The following is a 22770-nucleotide window of genomic DNA, read 5'->3' as shown; positions in this document are numbered from 1 at the left end:
ACCACAAACATCATATAAACTAAAGTAGAGTCCGACACCTAAAGTCAACGAAGCATCAGGGAAGTTTCATATCAACTCTAGCATCATCGAGTAGGCACTAATTTCTATCCCCTCTCACACCACCATGCATGCTAATCTAGCACACGGTGGTTCAACTAACTGTTAATGAGAAGACATAGGCTCCCTCACTCCTATTCTATTTTGTACTAGCCATTTGTGCACAATAGCCATCATTTATGTTTTTAGTTTTCCTCGTTTACTCAAGATATGAGGACATTAAAAGGTTCAAGTGAAAATAGGAGCTCTGACGAAGAATCCTGAGACTCTAGGAAAAATTATCTTTTTCACAAAGACCATAGTCCCAATTCAATTACTCTCGTGATTGACACCTATAGATTACGATGATCTTTTTGGACTTAGAATCCTGAGTCCTCTCATCCGCTATATACGCCTTAATATTACATTTCCATCCATAGAACCATGATTTTGCTATCCCTTCCCCTGACGGTCATGGTTTCTAACATCAGACTTAAAATGGTCTCTCCCTAGACCATCTAATCTACCCCCCACGATAACCAGCGTTATTTAGCCCACTGGTAGCGAGTATCCGCAGAAGACTTGCACTTCAGATGTACAATATGCCTGTCATACGCAAAAAAGTCATCAAAATGATGACTCTTTCAGTGAGACTGATTGTCCCCGGTCTTTATTTCAGTATTTACAAATCCTCAAAAGCATCCTTAACTTTGTCAAAGAATCCCTTTTTATGTGGATTTACGGAGATATTACCAGCCGCTGCAAACTCTTTTAAGGCTGTTTTCTGACGTTCGTTCAAACCTGTTGGAGTCACAACATTGACCGTCACATACTGGTCACCCATGGCACCGCCACGAATGCTTGGCGCACCTTTTCCTTTGAGTCGGAAGGTCTTGCCTGTCTGCGTACCTTCAGGAATCACCATATCAACATCTCCATGAACAGTTGGCACATGGACCGTATCTCCCAACGCAGCCTGAACAAAGTTGAGATCCAGTTTGTAGAGAATTGTCGTTCCTTCACGCTCAAATTTATCAGATGCCTGCACTTGAACAACTACATAGAGATCACCGTACGGCCCTCCATTGAAACCAGCCTCACCTTGGCCAGCCAAGCGAATCCGTTGCCCTGTTTCAACACCGGCGGGAACTTTAACTGTTACCGTGTGAGCTTGTTTTTCATGACCAGTTCCACGACAAATTTGACACGGTTCCTTGATCTGCTTGCCACGACCATGACAGACATCACAGGTCATCTGACGACGCATAGTTCCAAGAGGAGTTTGTGTATCAACGTTGATGACACCCGTACCGTGACAGCGCCCACAGGTTACAGGACTAGTTCCCGGCTTAGCACCAGAACCTGTACAGGTGCGACAAACCGCCTCACGATGATAAGAAACTTCTTTCTCCACACCGAAAATAGCCTCTTCAAACTTAAGATTGATAGCATATTGAAGATCGTCGCCTTGACGAGGAGCATTTGGGTTGCGAGTCGCACCGCCACCGCCAAAGAAGCTAGAAAAAATATCCTCAAAGCCACCAAAGCCTGCTCCATCAAAGCCACTAAAACCACCAGCACCGCCACCGAAGCCACCGTTAGCTCCAGCTGGACCATATTGGTCGTAGGCAGAACGCTTCTGAGGATCACTCAAGGTCTCATAGGCCTCTTGAACTTCCTTGTACTTATCCTCCGCACCCGGATCCTTGTTAATATCTGGATGATATTTTTTAGACAGCTTACGATAAGCCTTTTTTATTTCGTCCTGAGAGGCATTTTTTGAAACCCCCAGACGATCGTAATATTCAGTATTGTTCATATAAGATACCAAGCCCGTTAAAAGCAAAGTGAAAATAGGAAATCGGCAGAAAATCCTGATTTTCTAGACGATTTATCTTTTTCACACAGCTTTTAGGGCGGGTTCATTTCCTTTCGTTAAATAATAGACGAAACTCAGAAAGAAGCCCGTGTTTAAATTACCGAACTTGTATTCCTTTCTTTAAAATGTAGAAAATAGCTCGGGTTCAGTTACGAACACTTCCTTTCTGTAAAAGTTTAAGCAAAGTGAAAATAGGGAGTAAAAGTGTCCAGTGGACACTTTCAGCCCCGTTGTAAAAAACAATGAGCGACAGGCATTCCTCAAAAAGTCTATCCCCAGGCTTTTTGACTTTTCACACAGCTTTTAGGACGCGTTCAGTTTCTTTCAATAATTTTATAAGGAGCCTGGGTTCAACTAAGAACACCTATATTCCTTTCTATAAAAGGTTTTCTGTGGACAAGCTCCTAAGAAACTCAAGAAAATTTGGAAACAGTCTGATAAAGTTTAACACCTAAGTAACATTTATTTTTTCACAGAGTTGTAGGCATATCAACTGAGCTAAACTTCTGAAAAGAACAACTCTAAACAGTGTGTCTCTTCCTATCTATAATATTAAAGGATTTCCTTTTAGAGCTAGCCACCACCCTAGTTGACAATTTTGTTCCATTACCCAAAAACAGAGGCTGGGGTTCAACCTCTGGATTTGGATTTTATTATTTATGACATTCGAGCTCGAGATAAAGCAGTTACACATCCTGTTTTAACTGAGTGCAACCTAAAAAAGAGATGAACTTCCTTGTGTGTAAGCACACTGTGTCAGTTCCCTATTTTCATACGGATTTTTAAACGGTCTTTACCTTACCTCGCTTTCGGGTTTCTTGGCTCGGGATAAAAAGGTTCCCCGAACCTACCTCGCTTTCGGGTTTCTTAGCTCGGGATAAAAAGGTTCCCCGAACCTTTTTATTTTTCCGTAAATTCTCCATCCACGACGTCATCACCAGAGTTTGATGAACCTGCTTGGCTTGCGCCTTCTTGTCCAGCTGCTGCTTGTTGGGCTGCCGCCGCTTGCTCATAAAGCTTCATTGCAAGTGCTTGAGCTTTTTCATTGAGATTTTCAAGTTTCGCTTTCATGTCGTCCAAGTTGCCAGCTTCTTGGGCTGCTTTCAACTCATCCAAAGCTGCTTGAGCTTGATCACGCTCAGCATCAAAGCCTTTACCTTCTGTTTCTTTAATTGTTTTCTCAGTCGCAAAGATGGCCTGATCAACATTATTACGAAGGTCTACTTCCTCTTTCCGTTTCTTATCTGCTTCTGCATTTGCTTCTGCATCTTTCATCATACGGTCGATTTCTTCGTCTGTCAGACCTGAATTTGACTGAATCACAATAGTCTGCTCTTTTTGAGTACCCAAATCTTTGGCTTTTACAGAAACAATACCGTTCTTATCAATGTCGAATGTTACTTCAATTTGTGGGATACCACGAGGTGCCGCAGGAATGTCTGTCAATTGGAAACGACCAAGTGTCTTATTATCTACTGCCATTGGACGTTCACCTTGAAGAACGTGAATATCTACCGCAGGTTGGTTATCAGCCGCAGTTGAGAAGACTTGTGATTTAGATGTTGGGATAGTTGTGTTGCGATCGATAAGCTTGGTGAAGACACCACCCATCGTTTCAATACCGAGTGATAATGGTGTCACATCAAGTAGAACAACATCTTTGACATCACCGGTAATCACACCACCTTGAATTGCTGCCCCCATCGCCACTACTTCGTCAGGGTTCACAGATTTGTTTGGCTCTTTACCTGTTTCAGCCTTCACTGCTTCTACAACAGCAGGAATACGAGTTGAACCACCAACAAGAATCACTTCATCAATTTCTGACAAGCTCAAACCAGCATCTGAAAGTGCTTGACGAACAGGAACTTTCGTACGTTCTACGAGGTCATAAGTCAATTCATCAAATTTAGCGCGAGTAAGTGTCATTTCCAAGTGAAGAGGACCGGCTGCACCTGCTGTGATGAACGGCAAGCTGATTTGAGTTGAGGTCACACCTGAAAGATCTTTTTTAGCTTTTTCTGCCGCATCTTTCAAGCGTTGGAGGGCCATTTTGTCAGCTGACAAGTCAATGCCATTTTCTTTTTTGAACTCCGCAACCATGTGGTCAATAATCTTCTGGTCAAAGTCGTCACCACCGAGCTTATTATCACCCGCTGTTGCGAGTACATCAAATACACCATCACCAAGTTCAAGAATGGATACGTCAAAAGTACCACCACCAAGGTCAAATACCAAGATTTTCTCGTCTTTATCTGTTTTATCCAAACCGTAAGCAAGAGCTGCCGCAGTTGGTTCATTGACAATACGTTCTACTTCAAGACCTGCAATTTTACCTGCATCTTTCGTTGCTTGACGCTGTGCATCATTGAAGTAGGCAGGAACTGTAATAACTGCTTTGGTTACTTTTTCACCGAGGTACTCCTCTGCATAGCCTTTCAAATACTGAAGGATCATTGCAGAGATTTCCTGCGGAGTGTACTCCTTGCCGTTTGCTGAGACTTTTTCAGAAGTTCCCATTTTTGACTTGATAGAGATAATTGTATCTGGATTAGTTACTGCTTGGCGTTTTGCTGCATCACCAACGATAATTTCTCCATTTTTGAAAGATACAACAGACGGAGTTGTGCGATTTCCTTCCGGGTTGGCAATAATTTTTGATTCAGTTCCTTCAAGAACTGCAACTGCTGAGTTAGTTGTACCTAAGTCAATACCGATGATTTTAGACATAATAATTACCTCGTTTATTTTTTCTTTTTTAACAATTTAGTTGGCAGTAGCTGATTAGGTCTTTCTTCACCTTTGGGCTATGAAAGACCTAATCAGCCCTGCTGGGGTGCGTCAACGACATCAAAGATATCTAACTTACCGCCTAGTTTACCGTCATTGCGGACAAAGTTATTCCCAAAGCAGAGCTAAAAAAACTCATAATTTATTCTAAGCTGACAAAAATAATCTAGCCGAACAAGTGGAGCTAGTGTGGATCCTAAGCAAGCCGCCATAGCGGTTGCCATCTGGTGATTGGTGCTGAAGCACCAATCACCAGTGGCTAATTATAAACCACCACCATCGCTGGTCTTAACAACCTTTCATGGAGTTTATAACCTTTTTGGAAAACCTGAGCAATACTGTCAGCTGAGTGATCGTCATCTGCAGGAACCGTTTGAACCGCCATGTGAAGATTCGGGTCAAAGGTTGTTGTTTCAACTTCTTCAACACCTTCTTCCTTCAATGCTTGGATCAAGCTTTCTTGTACCATCTCGATTCCTTTTTTCACATCATCTGTCAAACCTTCAACAGCAAGCGCACGCTCCAAGTTATCCAAACTTGGTAAGATTTTCTTCGCCAAGTCCTGCGAACGGTAACGTTGCAAGGTTTGGCGTTCCTCGTTAGCACGACGTTGAATATTTTGCATTTCGGCATGAGCTCGAAGGTATTTATTTTCAAATTCCTCTGCACGCTCATTGGCTAATTCCAATTCAGATTTTTCAGGAACTTCGACAACTTCTTCTGTTTGCGTAGCTTCTGCTTTCCCTAACATTTCTTCATCTTTAACTTCTTCTGACAAATGTCTCACCTCTTCTTTTTTGTTTCGTTAACGCTTCACATCTTAACCAACTGAGTTCAGGCTAAAAACCTAGAAAAAAGATAGACTATCTTGTATCTGATGACACAGCGTCACTCTCCTATTTTTCTATCGTTTCCTTCGCACTTTCATATCTTAGTTTACTTCATAGTGATTACTACTCAAATATCTATAGTAATCCGTCAGTTTCATGAATAAGACACGACTAATGATGTTAATCAGACTCATCTGCCTCCGATAATCCATATCAACAGGACCTAGTAGGCTCATCTGTGCCTCCCCACGATAAGGAATTGGAAAGCGATGATGAATGACCGTCACATCCGAAAGAGCTGGATCTCTATGCTCTGCAACCACAATCCTAGTCGACTGTCCCGGTGCCAAACCTTCTCGTAACTCAGCAGCAAGTACCTGCGGACTATCCAATAACTGATAGGTCGCAAGATTGCCATAGGTAAGAGAGGCAACCTTACCACCAATGAAAACAAGTTCTTGGAAAAGATTTGAAAAGATATAATCCATCAAGTCCAAAACATTATCTGTCGGTGTAAAATAACGCTGTACCACCTGCGGAATTTCTGTCCGCAACTTGTAATGGATAGACAGGACTGTCTGTCCCACAAACCGTTCATCTACCAAGCGTTTGAACACTTCCAACTCCCTTGTTAAAAAGTTCTTAGGAATGGCAAATTGAACAGTGACCGGTTTAGATTGGTCTAGGGTCAGAACTGCCAAGGCATCATGATTACTCAATCGAACGATATCAAAGGAAGTCAGTCGCTGACTAGTTGGTTCCACATCAAGAATGACAGAAGTGTAGCTTGTCAAATCAGCCAAGACCTGACTAGCCCGCTCCAAAATATCTTCCAACTTGAAGGCTTCAAAGTCAAAAGCCTTAACCACCTGATAAATATCATCTTCATCAATATGCTCTAGGTTGAGCGAGTGGCTGACAAAATATTGAAAACCTGCTCGACTGGGCATACGACCACTGGAAGTATGGGCTTTTTCAAGCAGTCCCAGCTGCTCAAGCTTAGCCATATCATTACGGATGGTGGCAGAACTAGAAGCTATCATTTCCTGCAAAGTTTTGGAACCAACTGGCTCATGATGCTGTGTAAACAATTCAACGATTCGATTCAAAATATCATTTTGACGTTGTGTAATCATGCTCGCTCCTTTCATGAGTGATAGCCAGTACTTTGATGACTTCAAATTATCTTTAGCACTTTCATGCATAGAGTGCTAGCGTTTCTATCTCTATTATACTCTTTAGAGAAGCAAAGTCAAGGGAAAAAGACAAAAAATTAGCACTCTTTTTACAAGAGTGCTAAAAATCAGTCTAAGGACCTAGTACTATTCTATTGCATCTTATCCATACCGGTCATTTCCACCCTAAAAACGAAAATGGCTAGACTATTTACACTTTTTCTTTAAATCCATTAGATTCCAAAAATTTAGGAGCATAATCAGACATATAAAAACAAGAGTAGCCAAACGATGTTTATTTAGAAAAATAACTGCGAAGATACAAAGTGAGTTGATTACAGTTGCGATATACTTCTGTTTTTTCATTATCCAACCTCCTCATATTTCTGGCGCAAGCGCAGCAAACCAACCAAACAATACAGCAATCCCGGAATAGCAAGGGTAGCCATACCAATAACAGCCGCAGGCATATCCAAAAAATAGAATAGGAAGGTAAACAAGATAAGCAAGGATAAATCCATTAGAAATTGTCTGCCAATGATTCTACCAATCATCTCAAACTTGCTCTGACGATCACTATAAAGTTCAATCTCCCCTAATACCTTACTCTTTCTAAAGCAGGAAAAATGGTTACAACGACCAACATACTCCCAGCCGTAATCTTTGAACAACTGCAAATATTCAAGATTATCTTGAGTTTTAGTTTTGAAATCCAACCGATAGACTACGTGTTCTGGTTGACACTTTTCAAAGATAAATAAAAGGCCAAATTTATTTTGAATAAGCTTCCAGCCCTGAAGGTGCTGTTCAGCTAAATATCTTTCTTCCTTTTCAAAATCAGGTAGGAAAAAGAAACAAATTTCTTTCTTAGTTTCCATAGTCTCTCCCCTTGCTATTGCGATAGAGGCGTTCAATTCTGACCAATTCTATTTCCAAAATCTCCTGCCCTACTTCTGTTATCCGATACAACTTTCGCTTGTCTTCTTCTCGTACAAAATCAATCAAGCCATCCTTTTCCATTTTGAAAAGAGTACCATACATAGTTCCTGGACTAATGACAACTTGACCTGCTGTTATAGCCTTTGTCTGTTGGGCAATGTCATAACCATGTCGCTCTTTCTGCAAATGAAAGAGGATATAAAAGGCTGTTTCTGTCATAGGAACATAGATTCGCTTTAGTTTATCATTCATTGTTTACCTCCTCCCTTCCAATGTGCATCGAGCCTCAATATATAAAAATTATATCGCACTTCGATATATCTATCAAAAAAAACCAAAGATTTTCACCTCTGGTTTTGATACTTTATACTCAATGAAAATCAAAAGCAGGCTAACTACATCGAGCGAACGAACCATTGGAGTTTGAAGATAACGAAAGCAAGATAGGAAATTCCTATTTTTGAAACAAAAAGTTACTTTGCTACTTCTCAGATTTTAGATAACAGGCTAAAAAACATCCTACCCATCAAAACACGCTAATCTATATCGTTCTAGTCTTCGTAGAATACTATTTTCCCTGTGCAATCAATTCAGCTCCTCTTTGACGATAAGACAAGTCGCCGAAAGCTTCAATTTTCAATTCACCATCTTCGTATTTTAAAACGGTAATGGAACCATTATCTAGAAAGACATTAGCTCCACGCTCAGGTTCCAAGAGATGAGCCAGGGTAGCGATGGTCATACCGTGACTGACAACGAGCGCATTACCACCACCCTGTTTTTCCAAATCTTGAGCAATGGACTCGAAGCCTGCCAAAATTCGATTACTCAAAACTTCCCAAGATTCCGTCCAACCAGCAGTATCCGCTTCTTGAATACCTGTTGCAATCTCCGCAAAAGACATGCCACTCGTATCCACTGTTCCTTTCAAACGCGGAAGAACGCCTTGAAAAAGTTCTGCATCATACATTCCCTCAAAACTGCCAAAACACCACTCTCGAATTCGTTTGTCTTGATAATATGGAATTTTCCCTAGTTCTCCTAATTCTCGAAGGGCGATTGTCATGGTTTGTACCGTCCGTCCCAAATCACTAGACACTGCCAACTTAAAATCAATGTTTGCTTCTTTTAAACCTAAACCAAGTTCACGGATACCTTCTTCTCCTTTTTGAGTGAGAGGGGTGTCACACCAACCTTGCACACGGCCAATAGTGTTGAACATGGTTTTTCCATGACGCGAAATATACAATCTTATTTCCGACATACGTTACTCCTTGTCATTTTCTTACTATATATTAGTATAACAAAAATTTGACCTCTTGTCGCAGCCGACACATGTAGTTTACCTCTTGATTTTCCCTATTATCCGATAGCTAATCACCTACCCCCCATTGATCTTATCGGCTATCCAAAACGAAGCAGTCTCTAGAATTATTTATCTCGACAATCATCTAAGAAATGTCATTTTTACTACAATAGTAGAAACAAATGAACTACTTTCCATACAGAAAAAACCGATTGCTTACGCAATCTGACAACAAGTTTAACTTGTTGTTCCATAGATTACAATTCATTATACTTATTGGATTGCTTAGAAATTTCTCTATCAATCGCAACAGACCATTGCCCCTTTATACTATCGTCTAATTGTTCTGAAATCAACCTGATAGCCTGTTATGTTTCCTCCGCTGATGTCTGAATCTCCTTTTTCTTTTGGTTCACTATGCTATCTCTTCTAAAAAACTGAATAGGCACATAGACTTGATGAATCATATCTCGTTCCATTTTTTTCTTTAATGCTATGAGGCCGAGCGAATCCGAAAAGCACTATTCATCACATTCCATATATACATATTTATCCAAACCCTATCTTTCTTTGACAAAGCGCTATATTAGCAATATAATAAACTTGAACGAAGGCATACGAACAGCTAATGCTCACAACTGAAAGGAGTCCGTCATATAATTAAAAGGAGAAAAGTATGTCCAAAAAAGTAGCAGCTATTGTTGCATTTCTATTGTTTTGCGTTTCATCTAGAGCCCCTGTTACGATCGTGACTGCATCTGTACGGGAACCACTTACGAATGAAGAAAGACTTGTTGCTCCTCATCATTTAATCTATCCATTAACCATTGATAAGTCAGAAAATGGATCAATGAGATGTACAGGAACCTACATTGGAAATAATCACTTCTTAACTGCAGGTCACTGTATGACAGATCGCAATGGTCGCATCAATTCAACAAAAAGCGCCACTGTGGAAACAAACGCTGATAGCCACACTGTAGCTTTCAAGATGTATAAAAAAACGATTTTCCATAAAAAGCCATTCAAACCAATGCAGAATTATGCAGGTTTCCATGACTTTAAGAATGATGTTGGACTAATCAAAGTGACAGAACCTAGCTCTATCCCTCTTGATACAAGCACTACTCCTCTCACTGTTCATAAGAATTTACAGTCTCTTGTCGGCAAAACAGTCAGTACCATAGGTTACTCACGTTATTTTAAAGGAGACATGACTAAGACTCAAGGAACTGTACTGAATGTAGAAGAGGACGGAACTTTAACCGTTGATTTTTATATTGCTGAACAAAATTCGGGATCTCCTGTTTACTACAATGGTAAAATGATCGGCATTGTTACGGGTGCTGCAAACGTAACAGATTGTCAAGACGTACCGATGTGTAGCAAGGCAACAATCACTCCATTCACGATGGATATGAAGTCTAAACTATTTGATCGAAACGGAATCTCTGTTTCTGTTGCTGAGTAGGTAAAAAGTACTGACTCCAGTGAGGACAATTAGCTGTTAATAAAAAGAAAAGAGACTGTTCGCATCTTATTTATAACTTTATAAATAGATGAAAATGAACAAGTCTCTTTTTGTTTTACAAAATCACCATAGTTGACAGTCGGATGCTTATTCTAACAATCTTTTGTGATGATGAAGTCCTCCTCAATCCTACCAATAAGACCAGAGAAGCTAGAATTGTTTTTCAGTAACTGTTAATATCATTCGCACACACAAATGCTCCCCTTATCGTGAAAAAGAAGAAATCATGATTCACTATAAAGGGAGGTTTCGATAGATTTTAATTCCGTGATCGGTTGGCATAAGCTTTCCAATCAATGCCACGTGCCTCACACCAGTTTTGCACATTCGGTGCTAGAATCAAATCTTTCTTACGGAGGTCTGCAATATTCTTAGCCCCCAACATGGTCATAATTTCAGCTATCTGCCGCTGGAAAGAAGAGATTGCCTGCAAGCCTTCATCAAAGCGATTACCTCTGACATCTTTAACATATTGGAGGAAGCGATTGGACATACCGACCAAATCTGCTCCCAGAGCCAAGGACTTAACAATATCTAAAGGCGTTTTTATTCCACCTGAAGCAATCAAAGCTGGACGCTCTTTTTCAGAAACACTCATAGCCTCCACCAAGGAAATAACCGTTGACTGCCCCCAATCTTCCAAATAATCGTAATCATTGAACGTTCGACGAACATTTTCAATCTTGGCAAAATTGGTACCGCCAGTTCCGGAAACATCAATCGTTTCAACCCCGACAGAAGCCAGTTGAGCAACTGTTTCTCGACTCATACCAAAACCAACCTCTTTTGCAATAACTGGCACTTTCAACTCACGCACCAAGGCTTCGATATTTTTCAACCACATACTAAAATCACGGTCTCCCTCCGGCATTATAATCTCTTGCGGAGCATTGACATGAATTTGAATCGCATTGGCCTCTAGTAAATCGACCGCTCGTTTGGCATCATCCACATCATGGTGGGCACCGAGATTAGCAAAAATGATGCCGTAGGGATTTTCTCGACGCATGACCGAAAAGGTCTTGGCAACAGACGGATCCTTAATGGCTGCACTAACCGACCCAGAAGCAAGGGCGATCTTTCCAAAATGTCCCATAATCCCCAAAAGGCGGTTAATATCTCCCGTTTTTTTACTACCACCTGTCATCGCATTGATGAAAAATGGAAATTGGAAATCCAAACCAACGACACGGGTCGAAATATCCACCTCATCCACCTTTGTCTGTGGTAAAGAATGATGGACAAATAAGGTTTCCGTAAAATCCGTGGCTGGTTGAGAACTATATTGTTGATGGGCTAGGCCAAGATGCTGATCCTTGCGATTGGCACCAAATTTTTCTAAATAAAACATCGTTTCTCCTTATTCTTCATTTGAAATTCTTAGAGGGAGTGGCAAAATACCGACTTGTCGCCAAGCTTCCTCTATTGCTGCTTTTTGTTTCTGACTATTCACCAAGCTAATGCCACAATCGCCACCGCCTGCACCTGATGATTTGGCTACCGCCCCATAAGCTTGAGCCAAGTTACATAGTTGGCTTAGTTTAGGTGTTTCAATCACCAATCCCATACTTGTAGAAAATTCTCGTAGCAACTTACGGTTCTCTGTTATCGCCTGACAAACAAGTGCTTGATTTTCTGTCTGACAGGCAAAAATAAACTGTTCAACACATTCCTTAGAAGCGACCAAAAACCGACTATAAATAGCTTCTTTTTCAGTTTGATTCTTTTGGTCTTCCATCTGCGAAATCAGATGGTCTGTCGAGGCAGCCGAACCTGTCCAGCCTACTACAAGGTCCAACTCCTTAGGTAGATAAATAGGGCAAATAGATAGATCCTTCCAGTCTAGCTCAACCAAATCTACCACAGATAGCTCTGCCATTTTCTTAAAAAGCCACGAACGATCCAAAGAATGATAGGCAACCAAGCCACCAAAGCTTGAAGCTGCCAAATCCCCAAAGGATCCTTTCATTCCTAATTTAGCTTGAGTTAGAGCTGCTAATTTATAAACTAGGAGCTTATCTGGTCTGTAGCCATAATAGGCAAGGATTGCCTTGACTGTTGCTACCGTTACTGCACCGGATGAACCTAGACCGTATTTGGTGCCTGAGCTTTGGTTATCTAGCTCAGACTGTATATCCAGGGCGTAAAAACCTTGACAAGCGACTCCTTTAGTGTACAGATAGGCCTCCGTTACTTGAACAGCCATCGTAATTAGTTGGTAGGGATTATCTCCTTGGACATGGATTTTCTGATCCTGACGATTCCAAGCCAGATAGACATCTGGCTGCTGGCTAGAATGAATCGTCCCTTGCATTGCTTCTTCAACACTGACAGTCAGGTATTGATTAACCGCTGCAATAATAGCTGGGTAACCTGCCTCCACTACTGCATACTCTCCGGCCAGAAAGAGCTTGCCCGGTACACTTACTTGAACTCTCATACTAGAATCCTTTTTTAAATGTGGCTTGGGAAGCCTGCCAAGCTTTCTCCGTCAAGACATGAGCAGCAGGACCTGGTAAGCTGGTAATGATTTTTTCTTTAGGAAATACATGAGACAGAGCTTCCACCAACTCATCCATCTGACTTGCTCGACAGAGAACTTTGACGTTAGGCCCGGCATCCATAGTCATATAGGCGGATAGTCCTCTTTCCTCACGGACCTGACGGACAGCTTCTTGGGCAAGCAGACTGTCGGCTGACCAATAGGTAAAAGGTGGGTTGGCAGATAGGGTTGTGGCATGCATCTTCATGCCATTATGCTCTGTAATTTGACCAACTTTCTCAAAATCTCGGGATGCAATAGCCTTTTTTATATCTTCTAGGTCAGACCGGGCCGTCTCCACCCAAGCTTGATAAAAGGGAGAACTAGCTACCGTATGCTCCATTCCTTCTCGGCTAGCAATTTTTTTAGGACCAGTATCAACAGCAAGTACCAACATACCAATATCCCAATCTGCATCATCAATCGGATGAGCCATAGAATCTTCTGAACTTGTTCCCATATCCCATTCAACAAATCCACCAAACAAGCTACGGGTGCTAGACCCTGAGCCTCTACGGGCAAAGGTTGAGAGCTGGGCAGGTGACAAATTGATGCCTAAGGCTGTGGTAGTCGCCAATGCTAAAGCCGCAAAAGCTGATGCTGAGCTAGCTAAACCTGCTGCTGTTGGAACAAAATTCAGACTCTCCACTCGGGCAAAAGTCCTCTCACCTATATATTCGCGAAACAAATCCAAAAATCGAGAAATTTTAAAAATTTCTTTTTCATTTTGTAATTTTTCATTGAGATAAAACTCATCTGCTGTCAATGCTGTATCAAAGATAACTTTGGTATCTGTATAAAAGGCAGCCAGAGTCAGGGACAAGCTTGAATTCTTTGGAAGAAACAATTCCTTGTCTCGTTTACCCCAATATTTTATCAAAGCAATGTTGGTATGGGCACGGGCGATACCGATTTTCTGATTCATCTTATTCTCCTAAATATTGTATCCATGTCTGGCGTGCACCTGCTTGTGACAAGGCTTGAACAATAAACTGAGCATCTTCTATTGTCCTAGCAAGAGCAATCATACAGCCGCCACGTCCACCACCTGTTAATTTAGCACCGAGCGCACCTGCTTGTTGAGCCAGAGTCACTAGTTGATCCAGGCTGGGATCAGACACACCTAATTCTTGTAAAAGCACATGGGCTCGACTCATCTTTCTACCTAGAAGCTCTGCTTGATCTTTGGCCAAAGCCTCTTTGGCATCTTTAGCTAAGCTCCCCAATTCGTCAATCAACTGTATGGCCTCTGGCTTTTCCTTCAATAAAACTGCGACATCTGAAATTGCTTCTAGGGTATTACCAGTCACTCCCGTATCCGCCACAACTAAGTATGCGTGGAGATGAAGATGGAGAGGCTCGATGGATTGATGTTTGATAAAAAAGATAGGAGAGTTTCCGCTAGTTGTTGCTGCATCAATGCCTGAGGGATTCCCATGCGCAATCTTTTCCGATGACTGGACAATATCCCATAATTCGCTGTCCGTCAGTTCTTTTTTATAATAAGCAAAGAGGGCACGGGCAACCGCAACAGCTACCGCTGCACTGGAACCCATTCCTCGCTCCGCTGGAATCGTTGAGGTGATTTCAATATGAATCGCCGGATCTGTCGGTGCTCCAATACGGTAGAGAGAAAAACGAATGGCATGCTTAAGCCCTTCCCAAATTTTGGGCATCTTATGAACCAGGCCCTTGTAAAAGTCACATGTAACGCTCAGAGCATCTCCTTGAGCAGTGACCCTTGCAGTAATCTCCACAGCAGAAAAAGGCATAGCAATAGCCGGCTGTCCATAGACCACCGAATGCTCCCCCATTAAAATAATCTTTCCTGTCGATTTTCCTACTGCTGTCATAATCTTCTCCTTATACAATCAATTCTATTATACCATTTTTACAAAAGAATAGAAGACACGAAAACAGTTGGCCGCAACCAACTGTTTTCTAGGAGATTTATTATGAAAAAGAAAATTGTTCGCTATCTCTAGCTTGGGTATAGTATACAACCTGTAACTTAAAGAAAACTAAATCCATTATCTATTTTTTCGCCTATATCGAAAATATAAAAATCCTGCTCGAAAAGCATTATCTAAATTGGTCCCTATCCAGATGGCATGAAATCCAATCTGAAAAACTGTCATTAAGATATAAGCTATACCAATTCTGATCAACCACATTCCACAGCTAGTTGAATAAAAAGGAAGACGTGCATTTCCAAGACCTTGCCAAAGAGCAGTTAAAATAAGAGTGCCTGCAGTGAAAGGAACTCCCAGAAAGGAATATAATAAGACCGTTTGGCTAACTAGACTAACCTGACTATTCTTGGTATAAAATCCAATCAAAGAGGGACCGACTAGGTAAATTAACCCAGCTATTAAAAACATTAAAACAAGGGCTAGACTGAGACTGGTTCGATAAATATGATGAATCGTCTCTTTGTCCTCTCTGTGCCGGGCTACCAAGATAAGAGTTGCAGTAGCAACCCCCAAAGCAGGCATATAATTAAATTGAGTCAAGGTTTCTCCAATAGCATTTCCCGCTAAAACAGTTGTTCCCAAGCTGGTGATGAGAGACACAACCATCACATCTCCTGCTCGCATCATCAAGCGTTCACTGGTTGCAGGTAAGGCAAGTTCTAGTAATGTTCTATCTATGGACCAGGTCCAGTCTGTTGGAAAGACTGGCAACCGCATCCAAAGAAGTAAACAGGCAAGCAATCGTGATAGAATTGTCCCAATAGCAACTCCTGCTACACCTGCATGGAAAATAAAAACTGAAACAGCCGATAAGAGAATATTAAGAAGATTCGTCAACAAACCAATATACATAGGCAGGCGAGGTTGACCTAACGACCGCAGAATAGCACTAAGAGTGGTTGATAAGGCAAGGAAAACAATGCCTCCACCGACCAATATCAAGTAAAGACCGCCAGTCCGTCCCACCTCAAGATCTGCTCCCAAGATTGCAAGCAGACTGGGACCAGCAAGAATTGACAGAAGGCCTAGCAAAAGGCTGATAAATAGTGTCACCTTCAAACTCTCGCCAATAACACGGCCGACCTCTTCCAGCTTATTTTGCCCCACAGTCTGAGCCAAGCAAGAGGACACAGCCGCTGCTAGGGCAATAAAAACCGCCTGATAAACAGCAAGAATATTATTGGCAAGAGCAACTCCTGATAAAGCAACTGTCCCTAAAATAGCGACCAGATAGGAATCTGCCATTCCCATAGATGTCTGAAGAATATTTTCAGCCATACTCGGCAAGGCAATCGTTAAAATTTCTTTGTAGGTTTGTTTTTTCATTATCTAGACTTCAACTGTTTAATATCCACTATTTTATCACAAACTAACTCCAATAATTCCTCATCATGAGAAATAAGCAAGACCAGCTTATTTTCTTTTTTCAAGTCCAACAAGGCCTGAGCTACTTGTTCCATCTGTTTTAAATCCAATCCACTGGTTGGTTCATCAAAAATAAAAATATCTTTATCCGCCAATAAGCTGGCAACTAACATGACTCGTTGCTGCTCACCACCTGATAAACTTACTGGGTGTCTATCCAGCAAATCAACCAAACCAAATCGAGTCACCAAGTTTTCATCAATAGACCGGACCTTCTTTCCGAGCATAAGCTCTCGGTCTACGCTTTCTGCAAAAAGCTGAAGTCGAACATCCTGCATGACCAAGGATGTCTTCTCCAACCTTTGGTGAGCGGTTAAGGCTTGACCCTGCCACTTAATCGTAGATGATTTCTCTTCAAGGAGCCCAACCAGATAACGAGCCAAGCTCGTTTTCCCCGAACCATTTGGGCCAATCAAACCAACTATCTGACCTGCAGTCATCTCCAACTGTTCAATGTAGAATAACTCTTTTTGTCCTTGTCGGACAGATAATTGCTGGATGGACAAGCCAGTGCCCACTGAACGACTCTGACTAGACTGTATTGGTGTCTCCCAATGAAAAGTAGTTGGCATAAGACGACGTAATCCGCGTTTCTGTCTCTCTTCATCTGACTGGGACAGAAACTCCTCTCCCCTCATATCCAAAGCCAAGCAACCATCATGAAAATACAAATAGCGATCCGCTAATTGGTTCAAATAGGACAATCGATGCTCCGCAATCATAATCGTTTTTCCTTGCTCTTTCAATGCCTGTAAGGCTTCCTGAACCATGGCGATGCCTGCTTTATCCAGATTGGCGGTCGGCTCATCTAAAACCAATAAATCCGCCCCTTGCATAGCTGCAACAGCCAAGGCTAAACGCTGCTGTTGACCACCCGATAGGCTAGAAATTTTTCGGGTATAAAAAGATTCTAGCTGAAATAGGCGATTGACCCAAGCCAATCGCTTCTCAATATCTGCCCTAGCCATCCCCTGATTTTCACAGGGAAACACCAACTCCTGAAGGACATGACTATGAAAGAACTGAGTGGAAGGATTTTGAAAAACCGAAGCCACATGATAGGAGAGTTCTTCCACTCCCAATTGACCGAGCGGAGTTTGGTTTAAGGTGATTTGACCGGACAGGGTTGCTGGAGAATATTCAGGTACCAAACCATTCAGCACTTTTAGAAAACTGGACTTCCCAGATCCGCTCTGACCACATAAGACAACACATTCTCCTTTGGGGATGGTCAATTCAGAAATAGACAGAGCAGATTTGCAAGAGCCTAGATAGGTCAATTCCAGATTCCTCACAGTTAGAGCCGGACAAGAATAAGAAAACCGAGACAACATAGGCAAAGACTCCAATCTAGCACAGTCCAAGATGATGTGACAAATTCGTGTGGCTTTCTAGACATCGCCAAACCTTTGGTAAGACTGGCTATAGTAAGTTCCTGAGCCGTTCGCAACAGTGACATCATCAAAGGGACAAAGAAGTATTCTAGGTATTGATGGGGACGGTAAAAAATATCCCTTTTTCGCAAAAAAATTCCCCTACTCCTCAAGGAAGCATGAATGATACGAGCATCTTGCTTAATGGCTGGCAGAAAACGAAACATGACTCCTAGTGTTAAAAGAAAAACCTCAGGCAAATGCCACTTTCGTAAGCCATGGATAAGTTCATAACTACTGGTGGTCATCAAAAGCAGATGACCGGCTAAGAGGGGAGGCCATATATATGTCAATACCACCAACAAGTGCGCCAACCAAGCTGGTAAAAAAGGTAGATAGGATAGATTCCACAAGCTAATATAAGTTATTGGACTGATAACTGCTATTTTTTTCTTTCCTGAAAACCAGAAAAGTAGGCTAAACCCAAGGACCAGCAAGGTATTTACTAAGATGGTCAAACGCATACTATAGGTAAAACTAGCAAAAATGACCAATATGATTTTGGTACGAGCATCTAGTTTCATGATACCAGACCTGATTGCTTGAAATAGCGTTGGAGGAGATACTGACCGAATAGACCACCAACAACCGCAGTTAAAACAATCGTAGTGGATAACCAGAGGACATTTGTCGGGGTAAAATCTAACATCACACGGGCCACATACTCAGCAGATTTCCCACGTGCTAAGAGATTGGCCTCATAAGCTTCTCTCATAAACCACATGAGAAAAATCGGACCTAAATTACCAAAGGAGAAAATGATATAGCTTAGAAGGTTGCTCCATCTCTGTTTGTAGTGCCCGCATTTTGCCACCAATTCAGCTAGTAAACCAAAAGTCAAACTAGGTAAAAAAGCAGCAGTCATATAGCCAGACAGGAAGAAAAAGGTTGCCATTACAGCTCCGACCAAGCTAATGGCTCCAAACTTATTAACCTTAGCTACCAATAATATATAGACCGGCCCCGCCAAAAGGGCAGCTCCAGCAGGAGCATACATCATATTACCTGTTTGGTCAAAAACTAGACTTAGCAAGGTTCCTAAACCAACACAAACAAAGTAGAGGGCGGAAAATGCCCCTGTTACCATCAAATCTTTTACTTTTAACTTGTTCATATATCTTTCCTTTACCAAATACTCTATACAATTAAACTAGTTTCGACTGTCACGTCAGAAAAGTCATCGTTAAGAAATGAAAAAGCGGGGTATCGAAGACGGGAAAATGAAGCAGATAAAGTCCTGTTAAAAAATACAAGAACTCTCCTATCCCTCCCCTGTGTTAAAGTGCAAACTAAAAATATTTAAAAAAGATTTTTCTTATCAGGTCAAATTAACGACACACCATTTCCTCTTTTGACGAGAATAACTGTCCATCTTCCAAGCGCAAGATATGATCCGCACAAGCCATGGTTGAACTTCTATGAGAAATCAAGAATACCATGCCCTCACAATATTCCTTGATCAACTGGATAAAACGTGCCTCGTTCAAGGAATCTAGGTTACTGGTTGGCTCGTCAAAAATATAACAATCCGCTCCTTTTAAAAGAGCTCGCATGAGTTCCAATCGCTGACCCTCACCGGCAGAAAAATCCCCAGCCGATTGAACCACCGTATCCAAGCCTTGTGGTGCCGCCAAAATACGTTCCTTCATATAACATTTTTCAGCCAGTTCCAAGATTTCCTCATCCGACACATCTGTTCGACCCAAGATAAGATTTTCCCGAATAGTTTGTTTAAAAATCTGTGGCACTTGTGGCACGTAGGCAAAGGAACCTTGTAAGTGTCGCTTGTCTATTTGACGACTATCTATTCCCGATAAGCAAATCTGGCCTGATTGCCAATCATACCAGCGCATGATGAGTTTCATCAGCGTTGATTTTCCTGCTCCAGATTTGCCAACCAGACCAATAATTCCTGGCTGGCAAAAAATTACAGACAGCTCTCGAAAAAGGCCTGTCTCACGCTCATCGTAGTCAAAATCCAAGTCGGAGATCACAATTTCATCCACCGTCACCGAAACTTGCTGCCCCGTCTGCTCAGCTTCAGGTTCATCCAGCAGCCCATAAACATGACGCCCTGCATTCATAGCTCGCTTAAAACCAAGTGGGAGCCGACTAAGTTCCAAGAAAGGTGCAAAAGAACTCGTAAAAGCCAAGAGAAGTTCCACCCCTCTACCTAAGTCCAACTGACCTCTTCCCACCAAGTCAAATATAAGTCCTGCAAAACCTAAAACCGACAGTCCTACTACCAAAAAAGATAGTGTGTATTGCATAAAGTTGGTCTGCGCTACCTCCCGCTCTTGCTGATTGACCTGCTGACTCTTAGTAGCTAAGACCGAAAAATGTTGTTCTGTTTGCTGAAACTGGAGCAAGTCTTTCATCCCCTTCAAACCTTCGATAAAGTAAGAAACGTACTGTTGACGGCTCATACTTTGTTGATAAAGTAAAGATTCCAATCCCTTGGCAAACCAAACTGGAATAAAAATAGCTAAAAAAACATATGTTAGCAGAGCAAGAAGGGCTAATTTCCAGTCGGCTACACCAAAATAGATAGCCAAGCCAACTGCTGCTAATACTCCTGTACAAATAGGAGCGAGGGTATGGGCAAAAAAGACCTCCAAAGCCTCAATGTCTTCACTAATCATTTTGAGTAGCTGACCACCATCCTGTCTATCCAACTTAGCAGGTGCTAGACGGCGTAATTTGGCAAATACCGTCTTACGATAGGTGGCTAAGGTATGAAAAGCTACGTAGTGTCCAAAATAATGTTCCCCATAGCGAAAGGCTCCTCGTAGGAGAGCCAAGACTAGGAGCAAGACTAGCCACATCATGGAAATTTTCTGCCCAGCAAGACCAGCAAATGCTAGGGAAACCAAAATAACTGGAATTGCCACTGTCACAACCTGTCCAAGAACAGCAAAACAAACTGCCAGACCAATCCAAGATAGGAGATGCTTCATCGATTTCAAAAGTCGTAAAATGAGCATTCCAGTTGAGTATTGTTCTTGTTCCTTATCCATAGACCGCTTCCTCCAATTCTCTTTGTTGATCCACCAGAGAGCGATAAGCTGAACTTTCCGCATACAAACGTTCGGACTCTCCAATTCTAGGCTTCTCTCCTTGAGCCAAGAAGAGAACTTGCTTTGCTCCTTGAACCTGTTTCATTTTGTGGGTAATCACAATAACGATGGCGTCTTTAGATACCAATTCAATCAGGCTATAAATTACCGCTTCATTATCCTGATCTACACTTGATGTCACCTCATCAAAAATATAGAGCGAACGCTTAGCTAGAATTGCACGAGCACAGATAATTTGTTGACGTTGACCCGGTGATAAGAAAGCTCCATCCTCACCCACTAGCGTATCCAAACCTTCTGGCAATTGATGAACAAACTGCAAAACACCATGCTCTGCCATCCATCCCAATATCTCTTCTTTGGTCCAACTACAAGTCATACGAAGATTGTCATAGATGGACTGATTGAACAAATATGACTGTCCAGATACATAAAGCACCTGTTGATTAATAGCCGCTTGACTAAGTTTCGTACTATCTTGATTTCCCAGCAAAATCCGTCCTTCGCTAGGTACTAAACGTTTCAACAGTAGCTGAGCCAAGGTCGTTTTCCCTTGACCAGACTCACCTGCCAACGCATAAATATGACCAGCAGTCATGGTCATTGATAGATTCTCAAAAATTCTTTTTTCATCATAGGCAAAGGTTAAATTTTCAAGTTCTAACTTATCAAAAGCAGATAGATGACCAAGATAATTCTCTTGTTCGGCTACTATGCTGTCCAAAAAGCCAAAAATGCGATCCGCCATCTTGGTATTCATCATAACCAAGTGCATACCATAACCTTGCTCACGAATCGGTGCAAAAAACTCTGTCGCAATGAGAATAAAGAAAATCATATTCAAGAGTGATAGATTACCTGCTGCTAGACTGTTGACAGCCACAAAACCAGACAGACCAATTCCTAGGTACATGACCGCATCCATATAACCAACGGACTGCAATTGAAAACCGAGTAATTCCATAGTCGCATCACGGAAATCCTCTGCTTGTTCATTAAAGGAACGTTCATATAAGGCATCTGCTTGATAAGAGTAGAGGGTATTGAGTCCTTTGAGATCATCCAAGAAGAGATTACCCACATCCATATAGGAACCCCAGTAACGATTCATAATCCGTCTGGAACGTTTCTGCATGGCCATGATTGATACCGGAACGAGAGGTAAAGCTAGGATAAATATCACAGCTCCCAGAGGAAAAATGGCAAAAACCAACCCGAGAACTGTCAAGCAGTTGAGACGAGTTCGCAAAGCCATTGACAAATAGTAGGAATAATACGTATCTAGGCTATCTATTCCCTGCGATGCAATATTGAAAACATCAGCAGCCGTTGCCTGAGAAGCAAACTGTCCATCTCGAGTGACTAGAGCTTGGAAAAAGGTCTGTTTCAACGAATCTCTAGCATATTGAGAGCCTACCCCCTGCAATTTTTTAGCTAGAAATGATACTGCAAAACCAAAGGCATTCAATCCCACCAGCCAACTCATAAAGCGGAACATATCTAAGTTCTTACCAGCATACAAACCAGCAACACCTTGAGCAATCAGATAAAAAGAAATAATCCTCATCAAAAACTGGATCCAAGCCAAAAAAGCAGCCAGATACATTATTGACATCTTGGGTCTTATCTGTTCTTTTAGACGACCCAACAAGGCCTTTTTCTTCTCACGAGATATGCGATCCTGTTTATCTGTCATATCCATCCCTCATCCTACTATTTTGTTTAAAATAATTCGTTGCAACGACTATTTCTGTATCCTATTATATCATTCTTTGAATTATCTGTGAATTTTAATTAAAAAATAAAACAAACTACTCTCGTGAGCAGTTTGTTC

General features: G+C 41.7%; 18 protein-coding genes. 1 reads left to right on the top strand and 17 read right to left on the bottom strand.

Annotated elements, in window-relative coordinates:
* Nucleotides 1–718: 718 nt before the first annotated feature.
* The 7 genes from dnaJ to BZG42_RS01500 all read right to left on the bottom strand — a co-directional run bounded on the left by dnaJ (nucleotide 719) and on the right by BZG42_RS01500 (nucleotide 8913).
* Nucleotides 719–1855 carry a molecular chaperone DnaJ gene (dnaJ, locus tag BZG42_RS01530; protein ID WP_024531638.1) on the bottom strand — a complete coding sequence of 379 codons (1137 nt, stop codon included), beginning with the start codon at nucleotides 1853–1855 and terminating at the stop codon, nucleotides 719–721.
* A 960-nt stretch (nucleotides 1856–2815) separates the two neighbouring features.
* Complete coding sequence (gene dnaK / locus BZG42_RS01525) at nucleotides 2816–4645, bottom strand: molecular chaperone DnaK (protein ID WP_024532129.1); 1830 nt, start codon at nucleotides 4643–4645, stop codon at nucleotides 2816–2818.
* A 319-nt stretch (nucleotides 4646–4964) separates the two neighbouring features.
* Nucleotides 4965–5456, bottom strand: a complete 492-nt coding sequence (gene grpE / locus BZG42_RS01520) for a nucleotide exchange factor GrpE (protein WP_155995410.1) — start codon at nucleotides 5454–5456, stop codon at nucleotides 4965–4967.
* A 180-nt stretch (nucleotides 5457–5636) separates the two neighbouring features.
* Nucleotides 5637–6671, bottom strand: coding sequence for a heat-inducible transcriptional repressor HrcA (gene hrcA, locus BZG42_RS01515; protein ID WP_024532131.1), 1035 nt, complete (start codon nucleotides 6669–6671; stop codon nucleotides 5637–5639).
* 404 nt (nucleotides 6672–7075) lie between these two features.
* Nucleotides 7076–7588, bottom strand: coding sequence for a DUF2812 domain-containing protein (locus BZG42_RS01510; protein WP_155995370.1), 513 nt, complete (start codon nucleotides 7586–7588; stop codon nucleotides 7076–7078).
* Complete coding sequence (locus BZG42_RS01505) at nucleotides 7578–7901, bottom strand: PadR family transcriptional regulator (protein WP_024532133.1); 324 nt, start codon at nucleotides 7899–7901, stop codon at nucleotides 7578–7580. The genes BZG42_RS01510 and BZG42_RS01505 overlap by 11 nt, the downstream gene beginning before the upstream one ends.
* Before the next feature lie 316 nt (nucleotides 7902–8217).
* Nucleotides 8218–8913 carry a histidine phosphatase family protein gene (locus BZG42_RS01500; protein ID WP_024532134.1) on the bottom strand — a complete coding sequence of 232 codons (696 nt, stop codon included), beginning with the start codon at nucleotides 8911–8913 and terminating at the stop codon, nucleotides 8218–8220.
* A gap of 718 nt (nucleotides 8914–9631) precedes the next feature.
* Here BZG42_RS01500 and BZG42_RS01495 point away from each other — a divergent pair.
* Nucleotides 9632–10426 (top strand): trypsin-like serine peptidase, encoded by a 795-nt coding sequence (locus tag BZG42_RS01495; protein ID WP_155995372.1) that lies wholly within the window; start codon nucleotides 9632–9634, stop codon nucleotides 10424–10426.
* A 319-nt stretch (nucleotides 10427–10745) separates the two neighbouring features.
* Here BZG42_RS01495 and fni read toward each other — a convergent pair whose 3' ends face one another.
* The 10 genes from fni to BZG42_RS01445 form a co-directional block, all read right to left on the bottom strand.
* Nucleotides 10746–11837 carry a type 2 isopentenyl-diphosphate Delta-isomerase gene (fni, locus tag BZG42_RS01490; RefSeq protein WP_120171297.1) on the bottom strand — a complete coding sequence of 364 codons (1092 nt, stop codon included), beginning with the start codon at nucleotides 11835–11837 and terminating at the stop codon, nucleotides 10746–10748.
* 9 nt (nucleotides 11838–11846) lie between these two features.
* Nucleotides 11847–12926: a phosphomevalonate kinase gene (locus BZG42_RS01485; protein ID WP_155995374.1), complete on the bottom strand. Its 1080-nt coding sequence runs from the start codon at nucleotides 12924–12926 to the stop codon at nucleotides 11847–11849.
* A gap of 1 nt (nucleotide 12927) precedes the next feature.
* Entirely contained in the window at nucleotides 12928–13953 is a 1026-nt protein-coding gene (mvaD, locus tag BZG42_RS01480; RefSeq protein WP_120171296.1) for a diphosphomevalonate decarboxylase, read from the bottom strand.
* A 1-nt stretch (nucleotide 13954) separates the two neighbouring features.
* A complete protein-coding gene (mvk, locus tag BZG42_RS01475; protein ID WP_155964008.1) occupies nucleotides 13955–14881 on the bottom strand; it encodes a mevalonate kinase in 927 nt (308 codons plus the stop codon).
* 177 nt (nucleotides 14882–15058) lie between these two features.
* Nucleotides 15059–16327 (bottom strand): MATE family efflux transporter, encoded by a 1269-nt coding sequence (locus BZG42_RS01470; RefSeq protein WP_024532141.1) that lies wholly within the window; start codon nucleotides 16325–16327, stop codon nucleotides 15059–15061.
* The gene (locus tag BZG42_RS01465) at nucleotides 16327–17760 is read right to left on the bottom strand and encodes an ABC transporter ATP-binding protein (protein WP_155995376.1); all 1434 of its coding nucleotides are present in this window, start codon (nucleotides 17758–17760) and stop codon (nucleotides 16327–16329) included. Before BZG42_RS01465 ends, BZG42_RS01470 begins: the two co-directional genes overlap by 1 nt.
* Entirely contained in the window at nucleotides 17724–18383 is a 660-nt protein-coding gene (locus BZG42_RS01460; protein WP_024532143.1) for an energy-coupling factor transporter transmembrane component T, read from the bottom strand. Before BZG42_RS01460 ends, BZG42_RS01465 begins: the two co-directional genes overlap by 37 nt.
* Entirely contained in the window at nucleotides 18380–18973 is a 594-nt protein-coding gene (locus BZG42_RS01455) for an MptD family putative ECF transporter S component (RefSeq protein ID WP_155995378.1), read from the bottom strand. The genes BZG42_RS01460 and BZG42_RS01455 overlap by 4 nt, the downstream gene beginning before the upstream one ends.
* 214 nt (nucleotides 18974–19187) lie before the next feature.
* Nucleotides 19188–20876, bottom strand: a complete 1689-nt coding sequence (locus tag BZG42_RS01450) for an amino acid ABC transporter ATP-binding/permease protein (RefSeq protein WP_155995380.1) — start codon at nucleotides 20874–20876, stop codon at nucleotides 19188–19190.
* On the bottom strand, nucleotides 20869–22632 hold the full coding sequence (locus tag BZG42_RS01445) for an ABC transporter ATP-binding protein/permease (protein WP_155995382.1): 1764 nt from the start codon (nucleotides 22630–22632) through the stop codon (nucleotides 20869–20871). Before BZG42_RS01445 ends, BZG42_RS01450 begins: the two co-directional genes overlap by 8 nt.
* Nucleotides 22633–22770: the final 138 nt, after the last annotated feature.

Source organism: Streptococcus sp. DAT741, assembly GCF_009866825.1.
Taxonomy (GTDB): Bacteria; Bacillota; Bacilli; order Lactobacillales; family Streptococcaceae; genus Streptococcus; species Streptococcus ruminantium.
Note: the sequence above shows the minus strand (reverse complement) of the source record. Positions and strands in the feature narration are given on the sequence as shown.